The 21,450-nt window shown below is 69.3% G+C and carries 24 protein-coding genes; 16 read left to right on the top strand and 8 right to left on the bottom strand.

Annotated elements, in window-relative coordinates:
* Nucleotides 1-84 precede the first annotated feature (84 nt).
* The 4 genes from DMC64_RS15575 to DMC64_RS15560 are packed head-to-tail and all read left to right on the top strand — an operon-like array spanning nucleotide 85 to nucleotide 1,825.
* Nucleotides 85-471 carry a VOC family protein gene (locus tag DMC64_RS15575; RefSeq protein ID WP_038513717.1) on the top strand — a complete coding sequence of 129 codons (387 nt, stop codon included), beginning with the start codon at nucleotides 85-87 and terminating at the stop codon, nucleotides 469-471.
* Complete coding sequence (locus DMC64_RS15570; protein WP_038513714.1) at nucleotides 471-788, top strand: metalloregulator ArsR/SmtB family transcription factor; 318 nt, start codon at nucleotides 471-473, stop codon at nucleotides 786-788. The genes DMC64_RS15575 and DMC64_RS15570 overlap by 1 nt, the downstream gene beginning before the upstream one ends.
* Nucleotides 710-1,222 (top strand): SRPBCC domain-containing protein, encoded by a 513-nt coding sequence (locus tag DMC64_RS15565; RefSeq protein WP_370324130.1) that lies wholly within the window; start codon nucleotides 710-712, stop codon nucleotides 1,220-1,222. The genes DMC64_RS15570 and DMC64_RS15565 overlap by 79 nt, the downstream gene beginning before the upstream one ends.
* A gap of 30 nt (nucleotides 1,223-1,252) precedes the next feature.
* Complete coding sequence (locus DMC64_RS15560; RefSeq protein ID WP_037337704.1) at nucleotides 1,253-1,825, top strand: TetR/AcrR family transcriptional regulator; 573 nt, start codon at nucleotides 1,253-1,255, stop codon at nucleotides 1,823-1,825.
* Here the strand turns inward: DMC64_RS15560 and DMC64_RS15555 are convergent.
* The 3 genes from DMC64_RS15555 to DMC64_RS15545 all read right to left on the bottom strand — a co-directional run bounded on the left by DMC64_RS15555 (nucleotide 1,816) and on the right by DMC64_RS15545 (nucleotide 5,004).
* Entirely contained in the window at nucleotides 1,816-2,562 is a 747-nt protein-coding gene (locus tag DMC64_RS15555) for an SGNH/GDSL hydrolase family protein (RefSeq protein ID WP_125734096.1), read from the bottom strand. The two genes, DMC64_RS15560 and DMC64_RS15555, sit on opposite strands and share 10 nt — an antisense overlap.
* Nucleotides 2,563-2,737: 175 nt before the next feature.
* The gene (locus DMC64_RS15550; RefSeq protein ID WP_037337707.1) at nucleotides 2,738-3,421 is read right to left on the bottom strand and encodes a GPP34 family phosphoprotein; all 684 of its coding nucleotides are present in this window, start codon (nucleotides 3,419-3,421) and stop codon (nucleotides 2,738-2,740) included.
* Nucleotides 3,422-3,474: 53 nt separating this feature from the next.
* Complete coding sequence (locus DMC64_RS15545; RefSeq protein ID WP_125734095.1) at nucleotides 3,475-5,004, bottom strand: alpha/beta hydrolase; 1,530 nt, start codon at nucleotides 5,002-5,004, stop codon at nucleotides 3,475-3,477.
* 147 nt (nucleotides 5,005-5,151) lie between these two features.
* Here DMC64_RS15545 and DMC64_RS15540 point away from each other — a divergent pair, with 147 nt between their 5' ends.
* Together DMC64_RS15540 and DMC64_RS15535 are read left to right on the top strand one after the other, a co-directional pair.
* Entirely contained in the window at nucleotides 5,152-5,868 is a 717-nt protein-coding gene (locus DMC64_RS15540; RefSeq protein WP_125734094.1) for a MerR family transcriptional regulator, read from the top strand.
* On the top strand, nucleotides 5,865-6,539 hold the full coding sequence (locus tag DMC64_RS15535; RefSeq protein WP_125734093.1) for a hypothetical protein: 675 nt from the start codon (nucleotides 5,865-5,867) through the stop codon (nucleotides 6,537-6,539). The genes DMC64_RS15540 and DMC64_RS15535 overlap by 4 nt, the downstream gene beginning before the upstream one ends.
* 218 nt (nucleotides 6,540-6,757) lie before the next feature.
* Here DMC64_RS15535 and DMC64_RS15525 read toward each other — a convergent pair whose 3' ends face one another.
* The 3 genes from DMC64_RS15525 to DMC64_RS15515 form a co-directional block, all read right to left on the bottom strand.
* Complete coding sequence (locus DMC64_RS15525) at nucleotides 6,758-7,213, bottom strand: MaoC family dehydratase (RefSeq protein ID WP_125734091.1); 456 nt, start codon at nucleotides 7,211-7,213, stop codon at nucleotides 6,758-6,760.
* Nucleotides 7,210-8,526, bottom strand: a complete 1,317-nt coding sequence (locus DMC64_RS15520) for an MFS transporter (protein ID WP_125734090.1) — start codon at nucleotides 8,524-8,526, stop codon at nucleotides 7,210-7,212. Before DMC64_RS15520 ends, DMC64_RS15525 begins: the two co-directional genes overlap by 4 nt.
* A gap of 137 nt (nucleotides 8,527-8,663) precedes the next feature.
* Nucleotides 8,664-9,569: a LysR family transcriptional regulator gene (locus tag DMC64_RS15515; protein ID WP_125734089.1), complete on the bottom strand. Its 906-nt coding sequence runs from the start codon at nucleotides 9,567-9,569 to the stop codon at nucleotides 8,664-8,666.
* A gap of 109 nt (nucleotides 9,570-9,678) precedes the next feature.
* Between DMC64_RS15515 and DMC64_RS15510 the strand changes: the two genes are divergently transcribed.
* The 7 genes from DMC64_RS15510 to DMC64_RS15480 all read left to right on the top strand — a co-directional run bounded on the left by DMC64_RS15510 (nucleotide 9,679) and on the right by DMC64_RS15480 (nucleotide 17,634).
* Nucleotides 9,679-10,590, top strand: coding sequence for a CoA transferase subunit A (locus tag DMC64_RS15510; protein ID WP_125734286.1), 912 nt, complete (start codon nucleotides 9,679-9,681; stop codon nucleotides 10,588-10,590).
* Nucleotides 10,587-11,357 (top strand): CoA-transferase subunit beta, encoded by a 771-nt coding sequence (locus DMC64_RS15505; protein WP_125734088.1) that lies wholly within the window; start codon nucleotides 10,587-10,589, stop codon nucleotides 11,355-11,357. The genes DMC64_RS15510 and DMC64_RS15505 overlap by 4 nt, the downstream gene beginning before the upstream one ends.
* 9 nt (nucleotides 11,358-11,366) lie before the next feature.
* On the top strand, nucleotides 11,367-12,857 hold the full coding sequence (locus tag DMC64_RS15500) for a 3-hydroxyacyl-CoA dehydrogenase NAD-binding domain-containing protein (protein ID WP_125734087.1): 1,491 nt from the start codon (nucleotides 11,367-11,369) through the stop codon (nucleotides 12,855-12,857).
* Complete coding sequence (locus DMC64_RS15495) at nucleotides 12,854-14,014, top strand: acyl-CoA dehydrogenase family protein (protein WP_125734086.1); 1,161 nt, start codon at nucleotides 12,854-12,856, stop codon at nucleotides 14,012-14,014. Before DMC64_RS15500 ends, DMC64_RS15495 begins: the two co-directional genes overlap by 4 nt.
* Before the next feature lie 228 nt (nucleotides 14,015-14,242).
* Nucleotides 14,243-15,703, top strand: a complete 1,461-nt coding sequence (locus tag DMC64_RS15490) for an alpha/beta hydrolase (protein ID WP_125734085.1) — start codon at nucleotides 14,243-14,245, stop codon at nucleotides 15,701-15,703.
* Between the two features lie 87 nt (nucleotides 15,704-15,790).
* Complete coding sequence (locus tag DMC64_RS15485; protein ID WP_125734084.1) at nucleotides 15,791-16,984, top strand: sensor histidine kinase; 1,194 nt, start codon at nucleotides 15,791-15,793, stop codon at nucleotides 16,982-16,984.
* Entirely contained in the window at nucleotides 16,981-17,634 is a 654-nt protein-coding gene (locus tag DMC64_RS15480; protein WP_037337741.1) for a response regulator transcription factor, read from the top strand. The genes DMC64_RS15485 and DMC64_RS15480 overlap by 4 nt, the downstream gene beginning before the upstream one ends.
* Before the next feature lie 8 nt (nucleotides 17,635-17,642).
* On the opposite strand, the gene DMC64_RS15475 is transcribed toward DMC64_RS15480, so the two are convergent.
* A complete protein-coding gene (locus DMC64_RS15475; RefSeq protein ID WP_125734083.1) occupies nucleotides 17,643-18,239 on the bottom strand; it encodes a TetR family transcriptional regulator in 597 nt (198 codons plus the stop codon).
* A 93-nt stretch (nucleotides 18,240-18,332) separates the two neighbouring features.
* Here DMC64_RS15475 and DMC64_RS15470 point away from each other — a divergent pair, with 93 nt between their 5' ends.
* Complete coding sequence (locus DMC64_RS15470) at nucleotides 18,333-19,268, top strand: zinc-binding dehydrogenase (RefSeq protein WP_125734082.1); 936 nt, start codon at nucleotides 18,333-18,335, stop codon at nucleotides 19,266-19,268.
* A 245-nt stretch (nucleotides 19,269-19,513) separates the two neighbouring features.
* A complete protein-coding gene (locus DMC64_RS42685; protein WP_158634220.1) occupies nucleotides 19,514-19,669 on the top strand; it encodes a hypothetical protein in 156 nt (51 codons plus the stop codon).
* A 34-nt stretch (nucleotides 19,670-19,703) separates the two neighbouring features.
* On the opposite strand, the gene DMC64_RS15465 is transcribed toward DMC64_RS42685, so the two are convergent.
* Entirely contained in the window at nucleotides 19,704-20,348 is a 645-nt protein-coding gene (locus DMC64_RS15465) for a 3'-5' exonuclease (protein WP_233629670.1), read from the bottom strand.
* Nucleotides 20,349-20,827: 479 nt separating this feature from the next.
* On the opposite strand from DMC64_RS15465, the gene DMC64_RS15460 reads away from it, so the two are divergent.
* On the top strand, nucleotides 20,828-21,433 hold the full coding sequence (locus DMC64_RS15460; RefSeq protein WP_125734081.1) for a DUF642 domain-containing protein: 606 nt from the start codon (nucleotides 20,828-20,830) through the stop codon (nucleotides 21,431-21,433).
* The last annotated feature ends 17 nt before the right edge of the window (nucleotides 21,434-21,450 follow it).

Raw genomic sequence — 21,450 nt, 5'->3', positions numbered from 1 at the left:
ACGAACCCTGGACCTCGATCTATGTCGAGGTAGTACGGCCGTCGAAAGTTGACATGTAGGAAATCTCCTACGTATGGTCGGGCCATGAACATCGACCGCATCCAGTTCCTCACCGTGCCGGTCTCCGATCTGACCGAGGCGCGGGACTTCTACCTCGGCAAGCTCGGTTTCGACCTGCTCGTCGACGTCAGCGGCCCGCACGGTCCGTTCGTCATGGTCGGCCCCAAGGGGGCGGACACCGGGCTCGTCCTCGTCGATCGCGCGGTCGGCGGGCTGGATCACGACACGCGGGTGCATTTCCAGCTGACCACCACGGACGTCGACGCCGACATCGCGGAGCTCCGCGCCCAAGGCGTCGAGGTCGGTGACGCCGAGGAGATGCCGTGGGGGCGAGTGACGTCACTGAAAGATCCTGACGGCAACGCGATGGGGCTGCTCGAAGCTTCGGGCTACGGGAATTGGCCGCGCTAGTGCCGGTCAACGACGACGTCTTCGCCGCGCTCGCCAATCCGGCCCGGCGTGAAGTGCTGGGCATCCTCCTCGACGGTCCGCGCGCGGCGGGGGAGATCGCCGAACGGTTCGACATGCGGCGGCCGAGCCTGTCGGAACACCTTCGGGTGCTCCGTGAGGCTGGGCTCGTCCGGGAGGAGAGGCAGGGCCGCAATCGCGTCTACTCTCTGGACGCCGCGCCGCTGCGAGAGGTCTCCGACTGGCTTTCGCCCTACGAGCGGTACTGGCGCGGCAAGCTGGGGAACCTGCGCGACCTGCTGGACGAGGAGGACTTCTGAACGACGACGATCCGACGGCCGTTCACGTCGACCAGTTCCTGGCGCATCCGCCGCGCAAGGTGTGGCGCGCGCTGACCGAACCACCTCTGCTGGAACGCTGGCTTCGGATGCCGAACGACATCAAACCCGTTGTGGGACACCGGTTCGAGCTGCTGGCGGATCCCGTTCCCGCCGCGGGTTTCGCGGGCGGCCCGGTCGCCTGCGAGGTGCTGGCCGTGGAGCCGGAGCGGCTGCTCAGCATCAGCTGGGGTCCGGAGTGGACGGTCACCTGGCGGCTCGTGCCGGAGGGCAATGGGACCCGGCTGTTCCTGAGTCACGAGGGCTTCGACCCGGACGACGACTTCCAACGGATGTCGCGCCGGATCATGGGCGGCGGCTGGCGCACCGGCGTCCCGAAGGCCCTGGCGCGCGTGTTGGACGAGATGCCCGACTAGGCGCTCGACAACGGGTCTAGGATCCCCGCTGTGACGGACGAGAAACCGCTCCGAGCCGATGCCCGCCGTAACCGCACACGGGTGTTGGAGGCCGCGGAGCGCGTCTTCACGGCCAAAGGCACCAGTGCGCCCACCGAAGAGGTCGCCCGCGAAGCAGGCGTCGGCGTCGGTACGGTGTTTCGGCACTTTCCGACGAAAGAAGCCCTGCTGGAAGCGGTGCTCTTCGCGCGCCTGCACCGCTTCGTCGACGAAGCGGAGGCCACGGTGGCCGCCGACTCGGCCGACCCGGGCGCCGCGTTCTTCGGCTTCCTGACCGGCTGGATCGAGATGTCCGGCGCCAAGAACGCCTACTTCGAAGCCCTGTCGGCGGCCGGCGTCAGCGTGCCGTCGGCGGGGTCGGTCATCGGTGTCCGCCTGAAGGACGCGCTCGGCGTGCTGCTCCGCCGGGCACAGGACACCGGCGACGTCCGCAAGGACCTCGGCGTCGAAGAACTGATCGCGGTCATCATCGGAACCGCGAAGGCGGCGGAGCATGCCGGACCCGAATTCCGGGCCCGGACGATCTGCATCCTCTTCGACGGACTTCGGCCGCGTCAGGTGTAGGGGTCCATCGTCGGCCGCTTCGGCATGAGCGCGTCGCCCGAGGACTCGCCGCGCAGCCTGCGTTTGATCCACGGGACGGCGTGTTCCTTACCCCACTGGAGGTTTTCGGTTCGCCGCGCCTGCGGGCTCAGCGACGGCCGCGGCCCGAGCGCGGCGGGCGTCAGCTTGTGCGGCTCGCCGAGCGCGTCGAGGACGGCGATGGCGATCTCGTTGTGCCCCAACGAGTTCAGGTGCAGACGATCCGGCGCCCACAGTCGCCTGTCCCGCAACTGACGCATCGCCCACATGTCCACCAGCAGCGCTCCATGGCGCGCGGCGATCCCGCGGACGTGCTCGTTGTAGATCGCGACGCGGCCCCGGATCCTGCGGAACAACGCGTCTTCGCCCCCGTCGACACCGGTGAACAGGATGACCCGCGCCCCGGTGGCGACCACCTTGCCGACCGCGTCGTCGTAATCCTCGATGAGGGCGTCGATGTCGACCTTCGGCCGCATCAGGTCGTTGCCGCCGGCGTAGAGCGTCACGAGATCCGGGTTCAGCGCGAGCGCCGGCCCCAGCTGCTGCGAGAGGACCTGACCGAGGAGCTTGCCGCGGATCGCGAGGTTGGCGTAGCGGAAGTCCTCGTGGTTCGCCGCGAGCGTGCCCGCGACGCGGTCGGCCCAGCCGCGGACGCCGTTGGGGGACGACGGGTCCTCGTCGCCGACACCCTCGGTGAACGAATCACCGAGACAAACCAAGCGGTTGTTAGTAGTACAAAGCACGGGATAGATCCCCAAATCGGTGACGACGTACCTCTAGATGCTACTGACCCGTAGAGGCCAGGAGAGCTCAGGGCCTCCTGTGCGCCGCGCACTGGAGATTCTCCACGCCGCGATCCGGGCGGCCCGTCTGGTGCGCTGACCCGGCTCCCGGCTACGTCGCGGCGGTGGTGGCGGTGACCGCCACGACGGCCGTGGACACCGCGATCGCCGCGGCCGTCCGCACCACGGCGGCGTTGACGGCCTCGGCACCCCAGTTGCCGTTCTCGATGTCTTTCGCACGCTTGTAGACCTTCGCCGACCACGCGAGGGGCGGCCGGAGCGTGGGCAACGCGCCGCTCGCGGACAGCAGAGCGGTCACCGCGGCGGTGCGCGCGTCGGGAGTCTTGTCCTCCACCAGCACGGCACGGATCTCGTCCCGGAGTTCCGCTTCGTGCCGCGTGTCGGCCGCGGGCAGGCGGGTCACGGGGAACAGGCCGAGCACCCGCTTCTTCTCGCGCCGGATGAGGCCGCGTTCGATCAGCCTGTCAGTCAGTGTCTTCCAGAGGTCTCCGCCGATCGCGAGCAGCAGCGGCTGTACGCGCTGGGATTTTCCGGCGATCCGGTCGTACGCGGCCTGGAGCACCGGATCGGGCAGCGGCCCGTCACCCACCGCGATGATTTCGGGACCGTTCAACGCGGAAGGCTTCCCCGTCTCGACCCTGCCGAGCAGGGCGAGTTCGGCGAGCACGGCACCGCCGAGGGTGTACGGCAGCGTGCCCGCCGCCGCGGGCGTCCCGGTCTCGTCGTCGAGCAGCAGCAAGAGCAGATCCTCGACGATCAGCAGGTCGTTCCGCACTGTTCTCCCCGTTCTGGACACCGCCCACGGGAAGTGGGCGCCTTCCGATGGTCTTACGGGAGGGGCGGCGGGACCAGTGACACCACGTCATACGTCACCGGTTCGCTCGAATGGCTGGCGCCCGCAGGAGGGTGCCGGGCCGGTTCCGCCGCGCAGACGCGATCGTCCTGGGGACGCTCGCCCGTGGTGAGGAACGCGGTGACCGTGTCGTTGGCGCACTTGTTCGCGCCGATCAGGTAGGCACCGTGGCCACCCTGGTCGGCGGTGACCATCCGCGCCCGGTCACCGAGGGCGCGCCGCATCTGCTCGGCGCCCGCCTGCGGCGTCGCCGGGTCGCGGGTGTTCTGTGCCAGCAGCACGTTCGACGGGCCCTGGTCACCGACCCGCACGGGCGGTTCGGCGGGCTCGGACCGCCAGAAGGCACACGGGCGGATGTTGGCCCCGGACGCGCCGAACATCGGGTAGTGCTTCCGGTCGACGGCGACGTCGTGCAGGTAGCTGCCCACCGACTTCGGCCAGCGGGAGTCGTTGCAGATGACGTAGAGGTGGCTGGCCACCGCGTTCTCCAGATTCGGCTGCGCCTCGGCCGCGGCCGCCGGGGGTGGCGGCTGATTCGTGTCGAGCGCCTTCCAGAGCTCGGCCAGCGCGGGCATCCGGCTGTCGCGGTACAGGGAGCCGAAGGTCGCCAGCCGGAACAGGTTGCCGTCGTAGCCTTGCACCGGCGTCTTGTCCAGGCGGGCGGCGAGATCGAAGTACTTCGCGGTCACCGCTTCCGGGCTGGTGCCCAGGTCGTACTCCGGACGCGCCGCGGCGAACTCGGCGAAGTCCGGGAATCGCTTCTCCATGCCCGGACCGAACAGCCTGCTGCCCGTCCGGTCCAGGCCACCCGGGCCCAGGTTGCTGTCGAGCACGATCCGGTCGCCGCGGTCGGGGAACAACGTGGTGTAGACCGCGCCGAGATGAGTGCCGTAGGAGTAGCCGAGGAAGGAGAGCTTGTCCTCGTGCAGCGCCTCGCGGATCCGGTCCATGTCGCGGGCGGTGGCCGCGGTCGACACGTGGGGGAGCAGGTTCGCCGTCTTGGACTCGGCGCACTGCCCGGCGACGGTCTTCGCGTTCCGGGCCTGTGTCAGCACGTCGGCCGCGTTGCGCGCGTAGGGCGGGATGTTGCCCCTGTACTGCTGTTCGGTGGTCAGATCGCAGGTGACCGGGGTGCTTCGGCCGACCCCACGCGGGTCGAAGCCGATGATGTCGTAGCTGTCCAGGACGCTTTGCGGCAGTTTGAGGTCGACGAGCCCGCTCGGGAAGTCGAGGCCGCTGCCACCTGGTCCGCCGGGATTGGTCAGGAGCACGCCCCGGCGCTTGTCGGGGTTCTTGCTCGCCAGGCGGGAGACCGCGAGCTGGATCCGCTGCCCGTCCGGGTCCCGGTAGTCGAGCGGGACGTCGATGGTGGTGCATCGCAGGCCGTGCTTGGCGACGTCGGCGGGACATTCGCCCCACTCCAGGCCGGTCTGAGCGAGTCCTGGTGGTGCGAACATCACCGCGGCCGTGGTCGCGGCGACGACGATGGTCAAGGCTCTCCGCATGGTTCCCCTCGGGTGGCGCGTCGGGCGTCTGTCCGTTTCGAGTAGAGACCGTGCCCTCGGGGCATGGTCAAGAAAGACGTTCGCCGCGGGCGCCATCCGGTGATCTTCCTTGACTGTGCCCCAGGGGCATGGTGTCCACTTCGGGAGATGGCTTGGAGCACACGTGAGCTGGCGGACCTGGCCGGCACGACCCTGAAGACCGTCCGCTACTACCACCGGATCGGTCTGCTCGACGAGCCCGAACGCGGGGCGAACGGGTACAAGCGGTACCGCGTCACGCATCTGATCCGGCTGCTGCGGATCCGGCGGCTCGTCGATCTGGGGGTGCCGCTGTCCGACATCGAGGCGATGGAGGAGTCGGAGGGGAACGCGGAGCGGACGCTACGCGCGCTGGACGCCGAACTGAAGGCGAGCATCGAACGGCAGCAACGGATGCGGAAGGAACTGGCGTTGATCCTGGAGCGCCGCAGCCTCGTCGACCTCCCGCCGGGCTTCGACGGGGACGTCGCCGATCTGTCCGAAGTGGAGCGTTCGATGCTGATGGTCTTCTCGCGCGTGCTGGACGCCAAGGCCATGGAGGCGGTGCGGGAGCTGCACGCGGTGCCGCGCTCTCCGGCACAAGCGGAGTTGGACGCGCTACCGGCCGACGCCGACGAAGTCACGAGGCGGCGAGTGGCCGAGGAACTCCTGCCGGTCGCGCGCGGTCAGATCGAGGCGCAGCCGTCCCTGGTGGACGCGACGACGCAGGCGGCGCTGGCCGTGCCGATGGTCGTCAGGGGCTTGGCGGAGCTCTACAACCCGGCCCAACTGGACGTCTTGCGGCGGCTGAACGCCCTGCTCCAACAGGAAGAGAAAGGACCATGAAGAACCTCAAACGACAGTGGCAGCTCGGGAAAGTCAGGCCCGGCGACGGGAGCGCGCTCCCCGAATACCGGCTCTGGCAACTGTTTTCCCGCTCGGTGCTCTTCCTCGATCTCGTGACGCCGTCCGGGGAAACGCAGGTGTACGCGGTCGATGTCCGGCACCTGGCCGAGGCGAAAACCCGGAAGCAGCACGAAGACGCGTCCGGGAAGAGCCCCGCCGCGCTGTACCGGGACGGTGTCCAGGTCCATCGGTCCAATCTGCCGACGTCGTTTCCGGTGCCCGGCGGCGTCATCGAGGTCGCCACCAGCGCGTTCGGGATGAAACGGATCCACTTCGTCGCCGACGACGGCACCGAAAGCGCGCTGCGGCCGCACGATCGTTCGCAGGAAGGACTGCGGGCGCGATTCGGGCGGCGGTTTCCGCGTACGAGCGCCCTTGTCGGTGTGGTGAGCCTCCTCGTTCTCCTGGCGGCGCTCGTCGTCAGCCTCATGCACGGTGCCGAGGCCGTCACCCGGGTCCCGGCCGTTGCCGAGCACGTCGGCAGGTTCGTCTCGCCGGTCGATCTGCCGACGTGGGGGACCATCGTCCTGACCGTCGCCGGGGTGCTTTCCGCCGTCGAACGCGCCACGAGACTGCGGTTCAACCGGCTGCTCGACACCGTCGCTTCCTGACCTGGCGGGGGTGTCGGACGCCTGTCCGTGAAGGCCTCCTTCGCTACCTTCAGGGTAGGGAAGGAGGCCTTCACGGATTTATGGCGTTGTGGCGCGGGCCTGACTCGCCCGCCTCCCGGTTTCGGGCGTTGCGAAAGCCACTTTCGCAACGTTGAAGGTTGCGAAAGTGGCTTTCGCAACGCGCCCGAAGCACCTCGCCGATCTTCGCCCGGCAGGCGTCACAGGTAGTAGCGCGTCACCGATTCCGCAGCACAGGCCGGTTTGGGCGAACCTTCGAGCTCGAAAGTGAAGGCACGCACCATCTGCACGCCGTCCCCCAGCACGGGCGTCACCTCCTGCACCGACGCGTGCAGCCGCACCCGGCTGCCGACCGGGACGGGCGCGGGGAACCGCACCTTGTTGAGCCCGTAGTTCAACGCCATGCCCATGCCGGTGACGTGCAGCAGTTCGGCGAACATCGGGATACCCCAGCTCAGCGTCAGGTAGCCGTGGGCGATCGTCTTGCCGAACGGGCCCGCGGCGGCGCGCACCGGATCGGTGTGGATCCATTGGTGGTCACCGGAAACCTCGGCGAAGGTGTCGATGAGGTCCTGCGTCACCGTCCGCCAGGCCGACGTGCCGAGATCGCGTCCGGCCAGCGCCCGGATCTCTTCGAGGCCGTTCGCGGTGATCACCGGGTCACCGCCGCGGCGTCGGGCGTCCGCTCTTCGGCACGCTCGTCGTAGTTGGGCCGCTTCAGCAGGGCCAGCATGCAGCCCATGGTCAGCAGGACCTGGAAGACCGCGAACACGATCACGGCGGTGATCGAGCCGGTGAGGTTGAGCAGGAACTGGCCGACGATCGGTGTCGTACCGCCGAGCAGCGTGCCGCACAGCTGGTAGCACAGCGAGATCCCGGTGTAGCGCACGTGCGCGGGGAACCGGCTGGCCAGCATGCCCGCGAGCGCGGCGTAGTAGAGGCAGTGCGGGATGGTGGCGATGACGACGCCGGCCATCGCCGAGGCGTAGTCCCCGGTGCTGATCAGCAGGAACATCAGCGGCATCAGCACCAGTTCGGGCAGCAGCATCACCGACACCGCGCGGCGCCAGCTGGTCATCTTCGTGACGATCACCGCGCCCCACGGCTGCACCAGGATCTGGGTGATGTTGGCGACCAGGATGATCGTGAGGAAGGAGCTGCGGCTGAAGCCGATGTCCGACGTCGCCCACGAAAGCGCGAAGGTGGACTTGAAGTAGGTGGCGGACAGGCCGATGGTGCAGGCGCCGATGCCGAGCACGATCAGCATCGGGTGGTTGCGGATCACCTCGGTCAACGGCAGCTTGGCGACCTTCTTGGCCTCGATCAGCCCCGCCATGGCCGGGGACTCGGTGACCTTCAGGCGGATGAACAGCCCGACCACGACCAGCAGCGCCGAGGCCAGGAACGGGATCCGCCAGCCCCAGCTGACGAACGCCGCGTCCGGCAGCTGGCTGATCGCGAGGAAGCTGACCGTGCTCAGCGTGTTGCCCACCGGCGAACCCTGTTGCGCGAAGGCGCCGTAGAGGATCGATTTCCCCTTGGGCGCGTGCTCGGAGGCGATGAGCACGGACCCGCCCCATTCACCGCCGAGCCCGATGCCCTGGATCATCCGGATCACCACGAGCAGGATCGGCGCGGCGACCCCGATGGTCGCGTAGCCGGGCAGCACGCCGATCAGGGTGGTCGAGATGCCCATCAGCAGCAGCGTGATGACGAGCGTCTTCTTGCGGCCGAGGCGGTCACCGATGTGGCCGAAGATGATGCCGCCGAGCGGCCGGGCGAGGAACCCGACCCAGAAGGTCGCGAACGCGACCAGGGTGCCGATGGCTCCGTCGAGTTCGGGGAAGAAGACCTTGTCGAACACCAGCGCGGAAGCGGTGCCGTAGATGTAGAAGTCGAACCACTCGATGGTCGACCCGATGAACGCCCCGATTCCCGCGCGTTTCGCGGTCGCATTCGCCGCACCCATGCCGTCTCCTTGGATCGCCGTTGTTCCCGGGCACGGCGACCCCCGGCGCCAACGTCCCTGTTCTGGCCGGAACCATGCCAGCCGTCACCGAGACACGTCCAATACTGAATAGGCCAGTCAGTAAGTGCCGCGGCGTATCAATCGGTGCCGGACGCGGGTGTGGGCAGCGCCTTCTGCGCGACCGCGAGCACGGTCCGCAGCGCGGCGGACGGGTTGTCGGCACGCCAGGCCAGCGCCGCGTGCAGGCGCATCGCCTTCCCCTCGAGGCGCCGGTAGACCAGCCCGGTCTGCTGGATGTGCTGGCAGGACGTCAGGGTCAGCGTCACGCCGACGCCTGCCGCGACGAGCGCCAGGATCGTGTACGAGTCCGGCGCCTCCTGGACCACCTTCGGAGTGAATCCGCCCTCGGCGCAGGCCTTCACGGTGGCCTCGCGGACCGTCGAGCCCGCGTTCGCGGGGAAGCTGACGAACACCTCGGAGGCCAGTTCCTCGATCGGGATGCGCTCGCGCCCCGCCAGGCGGTGATCGGACGGCAGCGCGCAGATCAGCTCCTCTTCGTCGATCACCCTGGCCCGCACACCCGGCTGGGTGACCGGGAGGCGGACGAAGCCGAGGTCCAGCGAGCCGTCCGCGACGCGGTCGAGCGCCACGTTGGCGTAGGTCTGCCCGCGCATCACCAGTTCGAGCCCGGGGTGCGCGGCCCGGACCGCCCTGGTCAGCAGCGGCAGCGACTCGTGACTCGACGCCCCGGCGAAACCGACGGTCACCCGGCCGAACTCGCCGCGGCCCGCCGCCTTCGCGGCACGGGTGGCCAGGTCGAGGTCGTCGAGCACGGTGCGGGCCGGGGCGAGGAAGGACTCGCCCGCGCTGGTGAGGCGTACCGACCGGGTGTTGCGTTCGAACAGGGCGACCCCGAGTTCGCGTTCGAGCTGGCGGATCTGCTGACTCAGCGGCGGCTGGGCCATCTGCAGGCGCTTCGCGGCCCGGCCGAAGTGCAGTTCCTCGGCCACCGCCAGGAAGGCGTTCAGATGACGGAACTCCATGTCGCACCTCGATTATTCATTGTTCGATATCAATCTGACCTTAATTCGGTATTGGACTCTGCACAATGCCGCCTGGCACGGTGAACCCGTGACCGACAAGACCACCACGATGGCCGAGGCCATTGCCGCCTTCGTCCACGACGGCGACACCGTCGCGCTCGAAGGGTTCACGCATCTGATCCCGACCGCCGCCGGGCACGAGATCATCCGGCAGGGCCGCCGCGACCTCACCGTGGTCCGGATGACCGCGGACATCGTCGTGGACCAGATGCTCGCGGGCGGCTGCGTGCGCAAGCTGGTGTCGTCGTTCGTCGGCAACTCCTCGGCGGGCTCGCTCGGCGAACTGCGGCGGCGGATCGAGCGCGCCGACCCCGAACCGCTGGAGTTCGAGGAGTACAGCCACTACGGCATGATCGGCCGGTACCTGGCCGGCGCGCAGCGGCTGCCGTTCTACCCGGTGCGCTCGTACGCCGGCAGCGATCTCCCGTCGGTCAACCCCGGCCTCCGCAAGGTGCGCTCGCCCTACGACGACGGCGAGCAGGTCTACGTGGTGCCGCCGGTGAACCCGGACGTGACCATCGTCCACGCCCAGCGGGCGGACCGGTCGGGCAACACCCAGGTCTGGGGCCTGACCGGGATCCAGGCCGAAGCCGTGTACGCGGCGAAGAAGGCCGTGGTGGTGGTCGAGGAGATAGTGGACGACGACGTCATCCGCCGCGATCCCAACCGGACGCTCATCCCCTCACACGCGGTCGACGCCGTGGTGGCTTGCCCGCGTGGCGCGCATCCGTCGTTCGCGCAGGGCTATTACGACCGCGACAACGCCTTCTATCGCGGGTGGTCGGCGATCAGCGCGGATCCCGGACGCCTGCGGGCATGGCTGGCGGAATGGGTGCTCGGCACCCGGGACCACGCGGAATACGTGGCGAAACTGGGGGAGCGGTACTGGGCGGGCCTCGCCGTCGACGACGCGCTGAGCCTGCCGGTGAACTACGGCAAGCGACGGGAGAACGCACGATGACGTCCACAAAGGACACCACCTCGTCCGAGCTGCTCTCGGTGGTCGCTTCCCGGGAGCTGGCCGGAAAACGCACCGTGTTCGCGGGGATCGGCCTGCCGACCCTGGCCGCCTCGCTGGCGCACCTCACGGTCGCGCCGGACCTGGAGATCGTCTACGAGTCCGGGGTCTGCGGCGCGCATCCTTCCCAGCTGCCGGAAACCATCGCCGACGCCGTGCTGATCACCGGCGCCGAGGCGGTGCTGTCGATGCCAGCACTCTTCGGGAACGTGTTGCAGGGCGGGCACATCGACGTCGGTTTCCTCGGCGCCGCGCAGATCGACCGGTGGGGGAACCTGAACTCGTCGGTGATCGGCGACTGGGCCGAACCCTCGGTGCGGCTCCCCGGCCCCGGCGGCGCGATGGAGGTGATGGCGAACTCCGGCGAGGTCTTCGTGGTGATGCGCCGCCACGACCCGAGGTCCTTTGTGGAGGAACTGGACTTCTGTACGTCGCCTGGCCCGGACCGTGCGCTGGCGGACGGCATCCGCCCGCTCGGCGCGGGGGTCACCAGGGTGATCACCGAACTCGGCATCCTCGCGCGGCAGGGGGTGGGCGAGCCGCTGCGGCTGGTCGCCGTCCATCCCGGCGTGACGGCCGACCACGTGCGCTCGGCCACCGGGTGGCCGCTGGACGTCGCCGCCGATCTGGCCACCATCGAACCACCCGCGGCCGCCGAACTCCGGCGGCTGCGCGAAGAAGTCGACCCCGGTCGCGTCTACCTGCGCTGAGGAGCGGACATGCGGATCAGGGTCATCGGAACCGGCGTGATGGGCCGGGGTATCGCGCAGTGGGCGGCGACCGCCGGGCACACCGTCGAGCTCGCCGACGCGCGGCGCGAGGCGGTCGGCGAGGCGATCGGCTTCGTCGGGCAGCTGCTGGATCGCGCGGTCGTCAAGGGGCGTATGACGGAAGCGGACCAGGTCCGCGCCCGGCTCGTGCCGTTGGACGCGGTCGCGGCGCCGGGTGACGACGTCGATCTGGTGATCGAAGCGGTCCGCGAAGATCTGGACACCAAGGCGGAGCTGTTCACCGGGCTGGAAGCGGTGCTGCCGCCGACGACGATCTTCGCGACGAACACGTCCTCGCTGCCGGTGACCCGCATCGCCGCCACCCTGGCCGATCCGTCGCGGCTGGCCGGGCTGCACTTCTTCAACCCGGTGCCGTTGATGAAGATCGTCGAGGTCGTCCCGGGAGCGGCCACGCGCCCCGACATCCCCGGCGTGCTGGCCGAGCTGGTGCACGCGTCCGGCCACCGCGCGGTGACGGTCGCCGACACCCCCGGTTTCCTGGTCAACCACGCCGGGCGCGGACTGGTCACCGAGGCGTTCGCGCTGCTGGAGGACTCTGCCGCCGAACCAGTGGTCATCGACCGGATCGCCCGTGACGTGCTCGGCCTGCGGATGGGCCCGTTCGAGCTGATGGACCTGACCGGTCTCGACGTGACGGCCGCCGTGATCGACTCGATCTGGACCGGGTTCCGGTATTCCGACCGGCTCCGGCCGTCGTTCCTCACCCCGAACCGGGTGGCGGCCGGGCTGTTCGGCCGCAAGAGTGGCCGCGGGTTCTACGACCACCGTCCCGGCGCCGAGGAGCCCACGGAAACACCGGTCGTCGCCGCTGAGTGTCCACTGTGGATCGCCGGATCGGGGCCGGACGCCGATGCGCTGCGCGCGACGCTGCCGACGGCGTCGGACGAGCTGACCCCCGAGGCCGTCGTGCTCGTGCCGACCTGGGGGACCACGGTTTCGGCGATGATCGCCGAGCACGGGCTGCCCGCGTCCCGCACCTTCGGCGGCGATCCGCTTTCGCTGGCCACTCGCCGCCGGGTGCTGGCGGTGACCCCGGCGTCGGACCCGGAGGCGGTCCGCGCCGCCGCCGGGGTGCTGGCGGTGGGCGCGGAAGCGGTGTCGGTGGTGCGGGACACCGCCGGTTCGGTCGCCCAGCGCCTGCTCGCGTCGATCGTCTCGGTCGCCGCGTCGATCGCGGAGCGTTCGCTGGCCACCCCGGAGGACATCGACCTGGCCGTCACGGCCGCGCTCGGCTACCCGGCCGGACCGCTCGCCTGGGGTGATCGCGTCGGGGCCGTCCGGCTGCTCGAACTCCAGGACCGGCTGCACGAGAGCACCGGCGACCCGCGCTACCGGCCGACGCGCTGGCTGCGGGAACGCGCCGCACTCGGCCTGCCCCTGACCGCCCCCGCCTACCCGCTGGAGAAGGAAACACCGTGATTTCACCGGATTTCGGCCTGACCGAGACACAACGCGACATCCGCGCCATGGCCGCGCGGTTCGTCGACGACGAGATCGCCCCGCACGCGGCGGAGTGGGACCGCGCCGAACAGGTCGATCGCGGCATCGTGAAACGCTTGGGAGAACTGGGTTTCCTCGGCTTGATGGTCCCCGAGGTCTACGGCGGGGTGGACTCGGACATGCTGTCCTACGTCCTGGTGACGGAAGAACTCGGGCGTGGTGACTCCGCGGTGCGCGGGATCGTTTCGGTGTCGCTCGGCCTGGTCACCAAGACCATCGTGACGCACGGGACGGACGAGCAGCGGGCGCAGTGGCTGCCCCGTCTCGTCAGCGGCGAGGCTCTCGGCTGTTTCGCCCTCACCGAGCCGGGCACCGGCTCCGACGCGGCGTCGGTCAGCACCCGCGCCACCCGCGACGGTGGCGACTGGATCCTCGACGGCGGAAAGATGTTCATCACCAACGGAACCTGGGCGCAGGTGGCGTTGACCTTCGCCCGCACCAGCGAGCGTGGCCTCACCGCGTTCCTGGTGCCGACCGACTCGCCGGGGCTGACCTCGCGGGAGATCCACGGAAAACTCGGCCTGCGCGGCCAGGCCACCGCGGAGCTGACCTTCGACGGCGTGCGCGTACCCGACTCGGCCCGGCTGGGCGAGGTGGATCGCGGTCTGGGCATCGCGCTGGGCGCGCTGTCCCGCGGCCGGGTCTCGGTCGCCGCCGGCGCCGTCGGGCTGGCGCAGGCAGCCGTGGACGCCGCCGTGCGGTACTCCACCGAGCGCACCCAGTTCGGCCGCCCGATCGCGTCGTTCCAGCTGGTGCAGGAGCTGCTCGCCGAGTCCGCGGTGGACGTCCGGGCCGCCCGCCTGCTCACCCATCACGTCGCGCGGATCGCCGATTCCGGTGTCTCGCCCAAGGATTACGCGACCGACGCGTCCATCGCGAAGTACCACGCGAGCGAGGCCGCGGTGCGGGTCAGCAACAACTGCCTCCAGGTCTTCGGCGGCTACGGGTTCATCGACGAGTTCCCGGTCGGCAAATACCTGCGCGACGCCCGCGTGCTGACCCTCTACGAAGGCACCAGCCAGGTGCAGAAACTGCTCATCGGCCGGGATCTCACAGGCGTGAACGCGATGCTCTGAGCGCGAGCGGGTCGTGAGTGGTAAGTGACGTTCTAACGTCACTTACCACTCACGACCACCCCGACCCACTCCGTACCGGCGCCCCGCCTGCTCGCTCGCCCCATGCTCCTTCGGGCTAGTCCTTTTGGCCGACCAAAGGCGATGAAGGAACCATTCGCGCGCTCGATGTGCGTTCACCGTGTGGTGAACAGGATGGGGATTCGCCAACAGACGGAAGAGGGGTCTCGGATGAGAAAGACGTGGTCCATCGCGCTCGCGATCGCCATCCTGGCGGCCGCCGCGGCGGCGGCACCGGCCGGGGCGGCACCGGAGGCGTCGCCGGAGACAGTGAAGTGGGGGCCGTGTCCGGCCGACGCCGCGGCACCCGGCCTGGAATGTTCGACGATCAAGGTCCCACTCGATTACGACGACCCTGGCGGCAAGCGGATCGACATCGCGATCTCCCGGCTGGCCAGCAAGAACCCGGGACAGCGTCGCGGCGTGCTGCTCACCAATCCAGGTGGTCCGTCGGCTGGGCTGAAGTTCCCCGCCGACCTGAGGACGGCGAAGCTGCCGCCGGCCGTCCTCGACAGCTACGACCTGATCGGGTTCGACCCGCGCGGGATGGCGCACAGCACGCCGGTGACCTGTGACCTGACGCCCGAGCAGAGCGCGGTGGGCAACGTCCCGCCGTACGCACGCGACGCCGCCGACGTGGCGAAGCGGGCCGAGCAGTCGAAGGCCATCGCCCGGCAGTGCGCCACCTCGAAGTCGGCGTGGATGCTGCCGCACGTCAGCACGGCGAACACCGCGCGGGACATGGACAGCATCCGGGCCGCGCTGGGAGAGAAGAAGATCTCCTTCGCCGGGTACTCGTGGGGCACCCACCTCGGCGCCGTGTACACGACGCTGTACCCGCAGCGCAGCGACCGGATCATGCTCGACAGCAACGTGGGCCCGGACGGCTGGGACTACGCGAACGACCGGCTGTACGCCCAGGGCTTCGACGACCGGTTCCCGGACTTCGCCAAGTTCGCCTCGGCCAACTCGGCCACCTACGGTCTGGGCAGCACGCCGGAGCAGGTCACCGCGAAGTACTTCGACCTCGCCGCGCGGCTGGACAAGGCCCCGGTGCGTGACATCGACGGCCCGACGTTCCGGATGCTCACCTGGGGTTTCCTCTTCAGTGACGCGGGAATGCCGCTCGTGGGCAAGATCTGGCAGGCGCTCGACAAGGACCAGCCGCTCCCTCCGCTGGGCCCCGGCGAAGTGCCCGGCGTGGAGAACCTGGTTTCCGGCCGCTATTACATGATCTGCAACGACTCCCGCTGGCCCGGCTCGGTGGGAACCTATCAGCGCACCGTCGCGATCGACCGGCTCCGGCATCCGATGTTCGGCGCCGCCGGGGCCAACGTCCAGCCGTGCGCGTTCTGGTCCGCGCCCGCCGATCCGCCCGTGCGCGTCGGTGACCGGGGCCCGTCCACCGTGCTGATGCTGCAGAACCAGCGTGACCCGGCGACCCCGCTGGCCGGTGCCGAGAAACTGCGGCGCGCGTTCGGCGACCGGGCCCGCATGGTCACCGTCGACGCGGGCGGGCACGGCGTCTATCCCTACGTCGGCAACAAATGCGCCGACACGGCGGCGACCACGTTCCTGCTGACGGGTCAGCGCCCGAAGCACGACCTGGCGTGCGCGGCCGAACCACGATGAAACACCGGGGACGCCGGCGCATCCGGCGTCCCCGGCACCGCTGAGGCATGATGATCACCGGACCAGCGAACGAGGAAGGACGGCAGCGTGCTTCCGACCGCCACTCCGCCTCCTGTCCGCGGTCTGGTGATCGCCGAGATCGTGGTGCTGGCCGGGCTCAACATCGAACAGCTGGTGCGCCGCCTGATCCTGGACGGCCCGGCTCCGGCAGGTGAGGTCCTCTACTTCGCGGCCGGTCTGGTGCTCGGGGCGTTGGCGTTGCTGCGGCGCCGTTTCCCGGCGCGGACGGCGACGCTGACCGCGTCGGGGATCGTCCTCTCGCTGGCTTGCAGCGCGGTCGGTTTCCTGTTCGAACCTGCCGCGGCGCCGAGCGGTGACGCCGAGGCGCTGGCGCTGGCTGTCCTGGTCGGGGCGGCGTGCCACCGGCTGCCGCGCGGGCATGCCGCCGTGCTCGCGGTGCTCGGGGGACTGACCATGGCGGCGGCCCCGGTCCTGCGCTTCACCGACACGTTCACGACGTTGTCCATCGCGGTGGTCTGGGCGTTGCTGTGGGGGTGCAGCGTCATCGTCGGGCTGATGCTGCGGGACGGCGAAGCCCGTCGTGAGGCGGCGCTGGCCGCGGCCCGCGACCGGGAGCGGCTCGCCCTCGCCAGGGAACTGCACGATCTGGTGGCGCACCACATCACCGGGGTCGTGGTCCGTACGCAAGCCGCCGGCGTCATCCTCGCGGACGGGCCGGAACAGGAGCTGATCAAGGAGATCGAGCAAGCGGGCGCGGAAGCCCTCGGCGCGGTGCGGCGGCTCGTCATGATGCTGCGCAGCCCCGAACTCGCGTCGCAGGTCACCGCCGGCGGGTTGGTGGAGACCATCGAAGCGGCGGTCGGCGACGACGAGGGCGTCACGGTGCGGCTGGCGGACGGGCTCGCCGAACTCGCGGTCGCGCCGGAAACGGTGTCCACCGTCCACCGCGTCGTCCTCGAATCGCTGAACAACGCGCGCAGGCACGCGCCCGACGCCCGCAGTGTCACCGTGCGGGTCGAGCCGGTGGACGGCCGCCGGTACCTCCGGGTCGAGGTCGCCAACGACGGACTCCGGCCAGGCCGGGTGCGCCGATCGCCCGGCGGCTACGGCCTGATCGGGATGGCCGAGCGGATCGGGGCGCTCGACGGCACGCTGACCGCCGGGGCGGATGGCGAGCGCGGCTGGCGAGTGCTCGCCGAATTGCCTTTGCCGGGTGGCGTTTCGGCCGCCGCGGCACCGGAAGGAGGAGCCGCGCGGTGACGGTGCGAGTCCTGCTGGCCGATGACCAGGCCTTGGTACGCACGGGTTTCCGGTTGATCCTGGAACGGGTGCCGGGGCTGGAAGTGGTCGGCGAGGCGGAGAACGGCGAGCAGGCGGTCCGGCTGGCCCAGCGGTTGCGGCCGGACGTCACGCTGATGGACATCCGCATGCCGCTCGTCGACGGCCTCGCCGCCACGCGGCGGCTGGCGGGCCCTGACGTCGAAGACCCGTTGCGCGTCCTGGTCGTCACCACCTTCGACCTCGACGAGCTGGTCCACGAGGCGTTGTGCGCCGGCGCCTGCGGATTTCTCCTGAAGGACGCCGGTCCCGGACTCCTGGTGGAGGCGGTGCACGCGGCCGCGAACGGTGAAGCGCTGGTCTCGCCGTCGATCACCACGCGGCTGCTGGCCCATTTCACCGCCACCTCGGCCCGGCGCCGCGCCCGCCGTGCCGAGCCCGCGCTGACCCAGCGCGAACTCGACGTGGCCAAGGCCATCGCGCGCGGCCGGACGAATGCCGAGATCACCGACGAGCTGACGATCTCCCTGTCGACGGTGAAGACCCACCTCGCCTCGATCCAGCGCAAGATCGCCGCGCGCAACCGCACGGAAATCGCCGTGTGGGCCTGGGAATCCGGCCTCGTACGCTGAGCGGGGCCTCAGGCTCGCAGCAGCAAGCTGTCGTTCATGGCGGAGAACGCGCGCCGCACGTGGCCCGGCAGCTCGCCGGGAGCGCAGTCGGGCAGCCATTCGTCCAGCGCGCACCGCCAGGTGGCCACGCAGAATTCGATGAGCATGCGCAGTTCGAGGTCGCGCGGATCGCCGAGCCGATGCGCGACCTCGGTCTGGATCTCCGCGCAGTGCCGCAGCGAATGGCCGTTCAGCGAGGCCGACTGGTCGATCAACCTGAGCGTCGCGGGGAAGCGCTCGTACCAGTCGTCGTCCATACGGGCCAACGTGGTCAGCAGCGCGTCCCGGAAAACGTCCACAAGGGACCCGGACTTCCCGGTTTCGTCCAGTGTGACCAGGAAATCGCTCCAGAGCTGCTTGACGGCGGTAAGGGCGACGTCCTCCTTCGAGCGGTAGTTGCGGAAGAAGGTCCGCCTCGACACCTCCACCGCTTCGAGCAGCGCGTCGAGCGGGGTGGCGTCGAAACCGTGTTCGCCGAACAGGACGATCGCCGTCTCCGCCAGGGCTTGGCGAGTGCGCAGTTTCTTGCGCTCGCGCAGCGTCGCGGGCTCCCCGGGGGTCGTCATGGACCGAAGTCTAGCGGACCCGCCCCGAGCGAGCATATGCTTCAATGGAGCAAACGCCACACTGTGGCACTTTGACTCGGAGGAGATCGGATCGTGCGCGCACTAGTCGTGGACCACACCGCGAAAGCCCATCTGTCCCAGGCCGACGTGGCCGATCCGGAACCCGCGCCCGGCGAGGCGCTGGTCCGGGTGGAGGCGGTTTCCCTCAACTACGGCGAGGTCAAGGGCGCGATCGATCCGTCCACTCCGGACGGATCCGTGATCGGCTGGGACGCGGCGGGCGTCGTGATCGAGCCGGCGGCCGACGGTTCCGGTCCCGCGGCCGGGACCAGGGTGGTCACGCTCGGCGAGACCGCCGGATGGGCGGAGCTGCGGGCGGTCCCGGCCAAGCGGCTCGGCGTCGTGCCGGACGGCGCCGACCTCGGCGCGGTGAGCACCATCCCGGTCGCCGGGCTGACCGCGTTGCAGGTGTTGCGCCGCATGGGACAGCTGCTCGGCCGCCGGGTGATGATCACCGGCGCCTCCGGCGGCGTCGGCCGTTACGCGATCCAGCTCGCGGCCCGTGCGGGCGCCGAGGTCGTCGCGATCAGCGGGAATCCCGCGCTGGAGGACGGCCTGCGGGCGCTGGGAGCGCACGAGGTCCACGCCGACCCCGCCCACGTGGAGCGCCCGGTGGCCGCGGTGCTGGAGAACGTCGGAGGACAGCAGCTCGTGGACGCGTTCGCCGCCGTCGAGGCGGGCGGGACGGTGGTGAGCGTCGGCCGGTCGTCCGGAGCGGATTCGGTTTTCCCCGCCGCAGCGTTGACACCGACCGACGGACGGCACGACCGGTCGATCCGCACCTACTTCCTGCTCGCCGACCCGGCCGAAGACTTCTCCGCGGACCTGACCTGGCTCGCCGCCGAGATCGCCGCTGGCCGCCTCGACCCCGGGATCAGCATGCGGGCGCCGTGGACCTCCTACGGCGAGGCGGTTACGGCCCTGCTCGAACGGCGCCTGCACGGCAAAGCGGTGTTGGACATCGGCTGAGTGGGCTACTCGGCTTTGAAGTGGGGTTGTGGATCAGGCTGGGTTGCCGTCGGGAGCGCGGACGACGGCGACCTTGATGCCTCCGCCGACTTCGGCGACCCCGGAATGCGCGTGTCGTCCGTCCAGTCACGCGTGTCGTCCACGCGATCACGCGAGTTCGCCGCTTGGTCTCCGCCGCCATTGCCCGGGTCGTCGGCCCGGGTAAGGAATCATCGCAACACGGGACTGATCCAGGAGGCGGGGGAGTGAGCGACCCGGCGTGCAGGACCACGAAATCGTGGTGCCTGTGTACCGACTACGACCTGTGGGCCACCAAGGTCGCCGGCCCGCAGGTGCTGGTCGACGCGTTGGTGAGCGACTCCGAGATCGAAGCGATACGGCTACCCTGGACAACCACCTGAACGCCCGGACGCGAAGCGCGCCGTACAACGTCGGTTACGAAAGTTGCTGCTTTCCAAGGGATGTCCGGAGAACCGGGGCAGTATCAGCCTCTCCGTTGATTGTGGCCGTGACCGGCCATGCCCCACGGCCCACAAGATCGAGGACGAGTGCGGCGATGTTCCACGCGTCGTCTTCGCCGCGGTGATGGCGTCCCTCCAGCGGCAGTCCGGCGATCTGCAGAGCGCGATCCATGCCGGGTTTCTTGCGCAGCCCGTAGGCCGCGGCGAACACGGCCTTGGCGTTGGTGTGGGTGCGCTCAGTCGGATAGCCGAACGGGTAGGCCACCCCGTCAGCGTGACTCTGCCGCGCGAATTGCCGACGGTCGTACTCGCCCCAACTCGCCCAGGGCCGCTCCCCAGCCTCGTACTCCTCGACGAGGATTCGGCATGCCTCGCCGAAGGAGACGCCCCGCTCCACCTCAGCTTGCGTCAGTCCGGTCAGTTCAGTGCAGAAGTCGCTCACCGTCGACCGGACAGGCCGGACCAAGACACGATGCCGGGACACACGGCGCCCCGCCGACACATCCACGACGGTGAGACCAATCTCGATGATCTCGTTCACCGAGCCGGGCGGCGGCTGCCCGTCCCAGCAGGTGGCTTCGACATCGATGACGTTCAGCAGGGCGGATCCATGGTGCATGGGGCCGACGGTAGGGATGCTCGGCCTGTCCTGGCACCTCAATTTCCGCGTGTCCGCGTTGTCGCCGCCAGCATCAAACGTCTGGGAACTCACCGCACTGTCCACGGCCCGCTACCTCGGACTCGCCAACCCACCTTGCCGGACGCCTCGCCGGCCAGACGACAAATGTGCCACTCAAGGCATTCACCACCGTCGACTGGGCCACCATCGCACTCTCGGCGCCGACCGTCCAGACTTCGACCTCTACCAATCCCCGACCCGTCTCACCGCAAGCGATGCCGCGAAGCAGCTCCACGAAACCAGCTAACGATCAAGCTCCGGCAACCATTGCACCCGCGTTCCTGGCCGCTCCAGACACCGGGGACTTACTCATCGATATTCGGGTTCCCGAACCACTTTTGGGCGAAGCCGTTCACACACAGAGGGGACGAGCAACCGAAAACCGTTTAAGTGATGGCACGGGAACCTATCACTCGATCATGACCGAACACAGGAAAATACGCAGTCGTATCGTCGTCGCGGCCACGGCAATGCTTCTGGCCGTCCCGTTGACCGTGCAAACGGCACCCGCTTCCGCCGCACCAGAAGAAAACCTGGTGGAGAACGGGACCTTCGTCACCAATCCCACGTTGTCCGGGGTCACGTGGCGCAACAACGGTCCTGCCGCCCCGTGGCAGAAGGTCGGCGCCGGCTATGACCTGCTCAGCGCAGACTTTGCCCAGCACCCCAATGGCTACCAGGCGGTGGATCTCGGCCCCGAGTTCACCGGCGGCGGTATCCAACAGCGCCTCACGCCCGACCCGGGCGCCTGGTACCGGCTCAGCTTCCAGCACAGCCCCGACGCTTGGGGCAACTGCGTCGGCCAGAACGTCGACTTCACCGTCGAATTCGCCGACGACGACGGAACAACCGTGCTGTCAGCCGACATCAAGCCACATGACGCGGACGGGAAGGCGCACTGGCGAAAGGCAGTGCTCCGTACCTTCAAGGCGTACACCGACACCCTTTTCCTCAAATTCAAAGGCAACACCAGCACCTCGTGTCAGGCCGCAATCACCAACGTCAAGGTGATCGAGGTCGGGTAAGTTGCCGCTCAGGCCGA

Origin of the sequence: Amycolatopsis sp. WAC 04197 (assembly GCF_003947475.1) — a bacterium.
In the GTDB taxonomy this organism is placed as follows: Bacteria; Actinomycetota; Actinomycetes; order Mycobacteriales; family Pseudonocardiaceae; genus Amycolatopsis; species Amycolatopsis japonica.
The sequence above is the reverse complement of the archived record's forward strand: the minus strand, read 5'-3'. Positions and strand labels throughout refer to the sequence as shown.

Coding starts and splice junctions, on each gene's coding strand:
- DMC64_RS15575 (WP_038513717.1), top strand. CDS start 85: ATGAACATCGACCGCATCCAGTTCCTCACCGTGCCGGTCTCCGATCTG.
- DMC64_RS15545 (WP_125734095.1), bottom strand. CDS start 5,004: ATGCGGAGAGCCTTGACCATCGTCGTCGCCGCGACCACGGCCGCGGTG.
- DMC64_RS15540 (WP_125734094.1), top strand. CDS start 5,152: ATGGCTTGGAGCACACGTGAGCTGGCGGACCTGGCCGGCACGACCCTG.
- DMC64_RS15535 (WP_125734093.1), top strand. CDS start 5,865: ATGAAGAACCTCAAACGACAGTGGCAGCTCGGGAAAGTCAGGCCCGGC.
- DMC64_RS15520 (WP_125734090.1), bottom strand. CDS start 8,526: ATGGGTGCGGCGAATGCGACCGCGAAACGCGCGGGAATCGGGGCGTTC.
- DMC64_RS15515 (WP_125734089.1), bottom strand. CDS start 9,569: ATGGAGTTCCGTCATCTGAACGCCTTCCTGGCGGTGGCCGAGGAACTG.
- DMC64_RS15510 (WP_125734286.1), top strand. CDS start 9,679: ATGGCCGAGGCCATTGCCGCCTTCGTCCACGACGGCGACACCGTCGCG.
- DMC64_RS15505 (WP_125734088.1), top strand. CDS start 10,587: ATGACGTCCACAAAGGACACCACCTCGTCCGAGCTGCTCTCGGTGGTC.
- DMC64_RS15500 (WP_125734087.1), top strand. CDS start 11,367: ATGCGGATCAGGGTCATCGGAACCGGCGTGATGGGCCGGGGTATCGCG.
- DMC64_RS15490 (WP_125734085.1), top strand. CDS start 14,243: ATGAGAAAGACGTGGTCCATCGCGCTCGCGATCGCCATCCTGGCGGCC.
- DMC64_RS15475 (WP_125734083.1), bottom strand. CDS start 18,239: ATGACGACCCCCGGGGAGCCCGCGACGCTGCGCGAGCGCAAGAAACTG.
- DMC64_RS15465 (WP_233629670.1), bottom strand. CDS start 20,348: ATGCACCATGGATCCGCCCTGCTGAACGTCATCGATGTCGAAGCCACC.
- DMC64_RS15460 (WP_125734081.1), top strand. CDS start 20,828: ATGACCGAACACAGGAAAATACGCAGTCGTATCGTCGTCGCGGCCACG.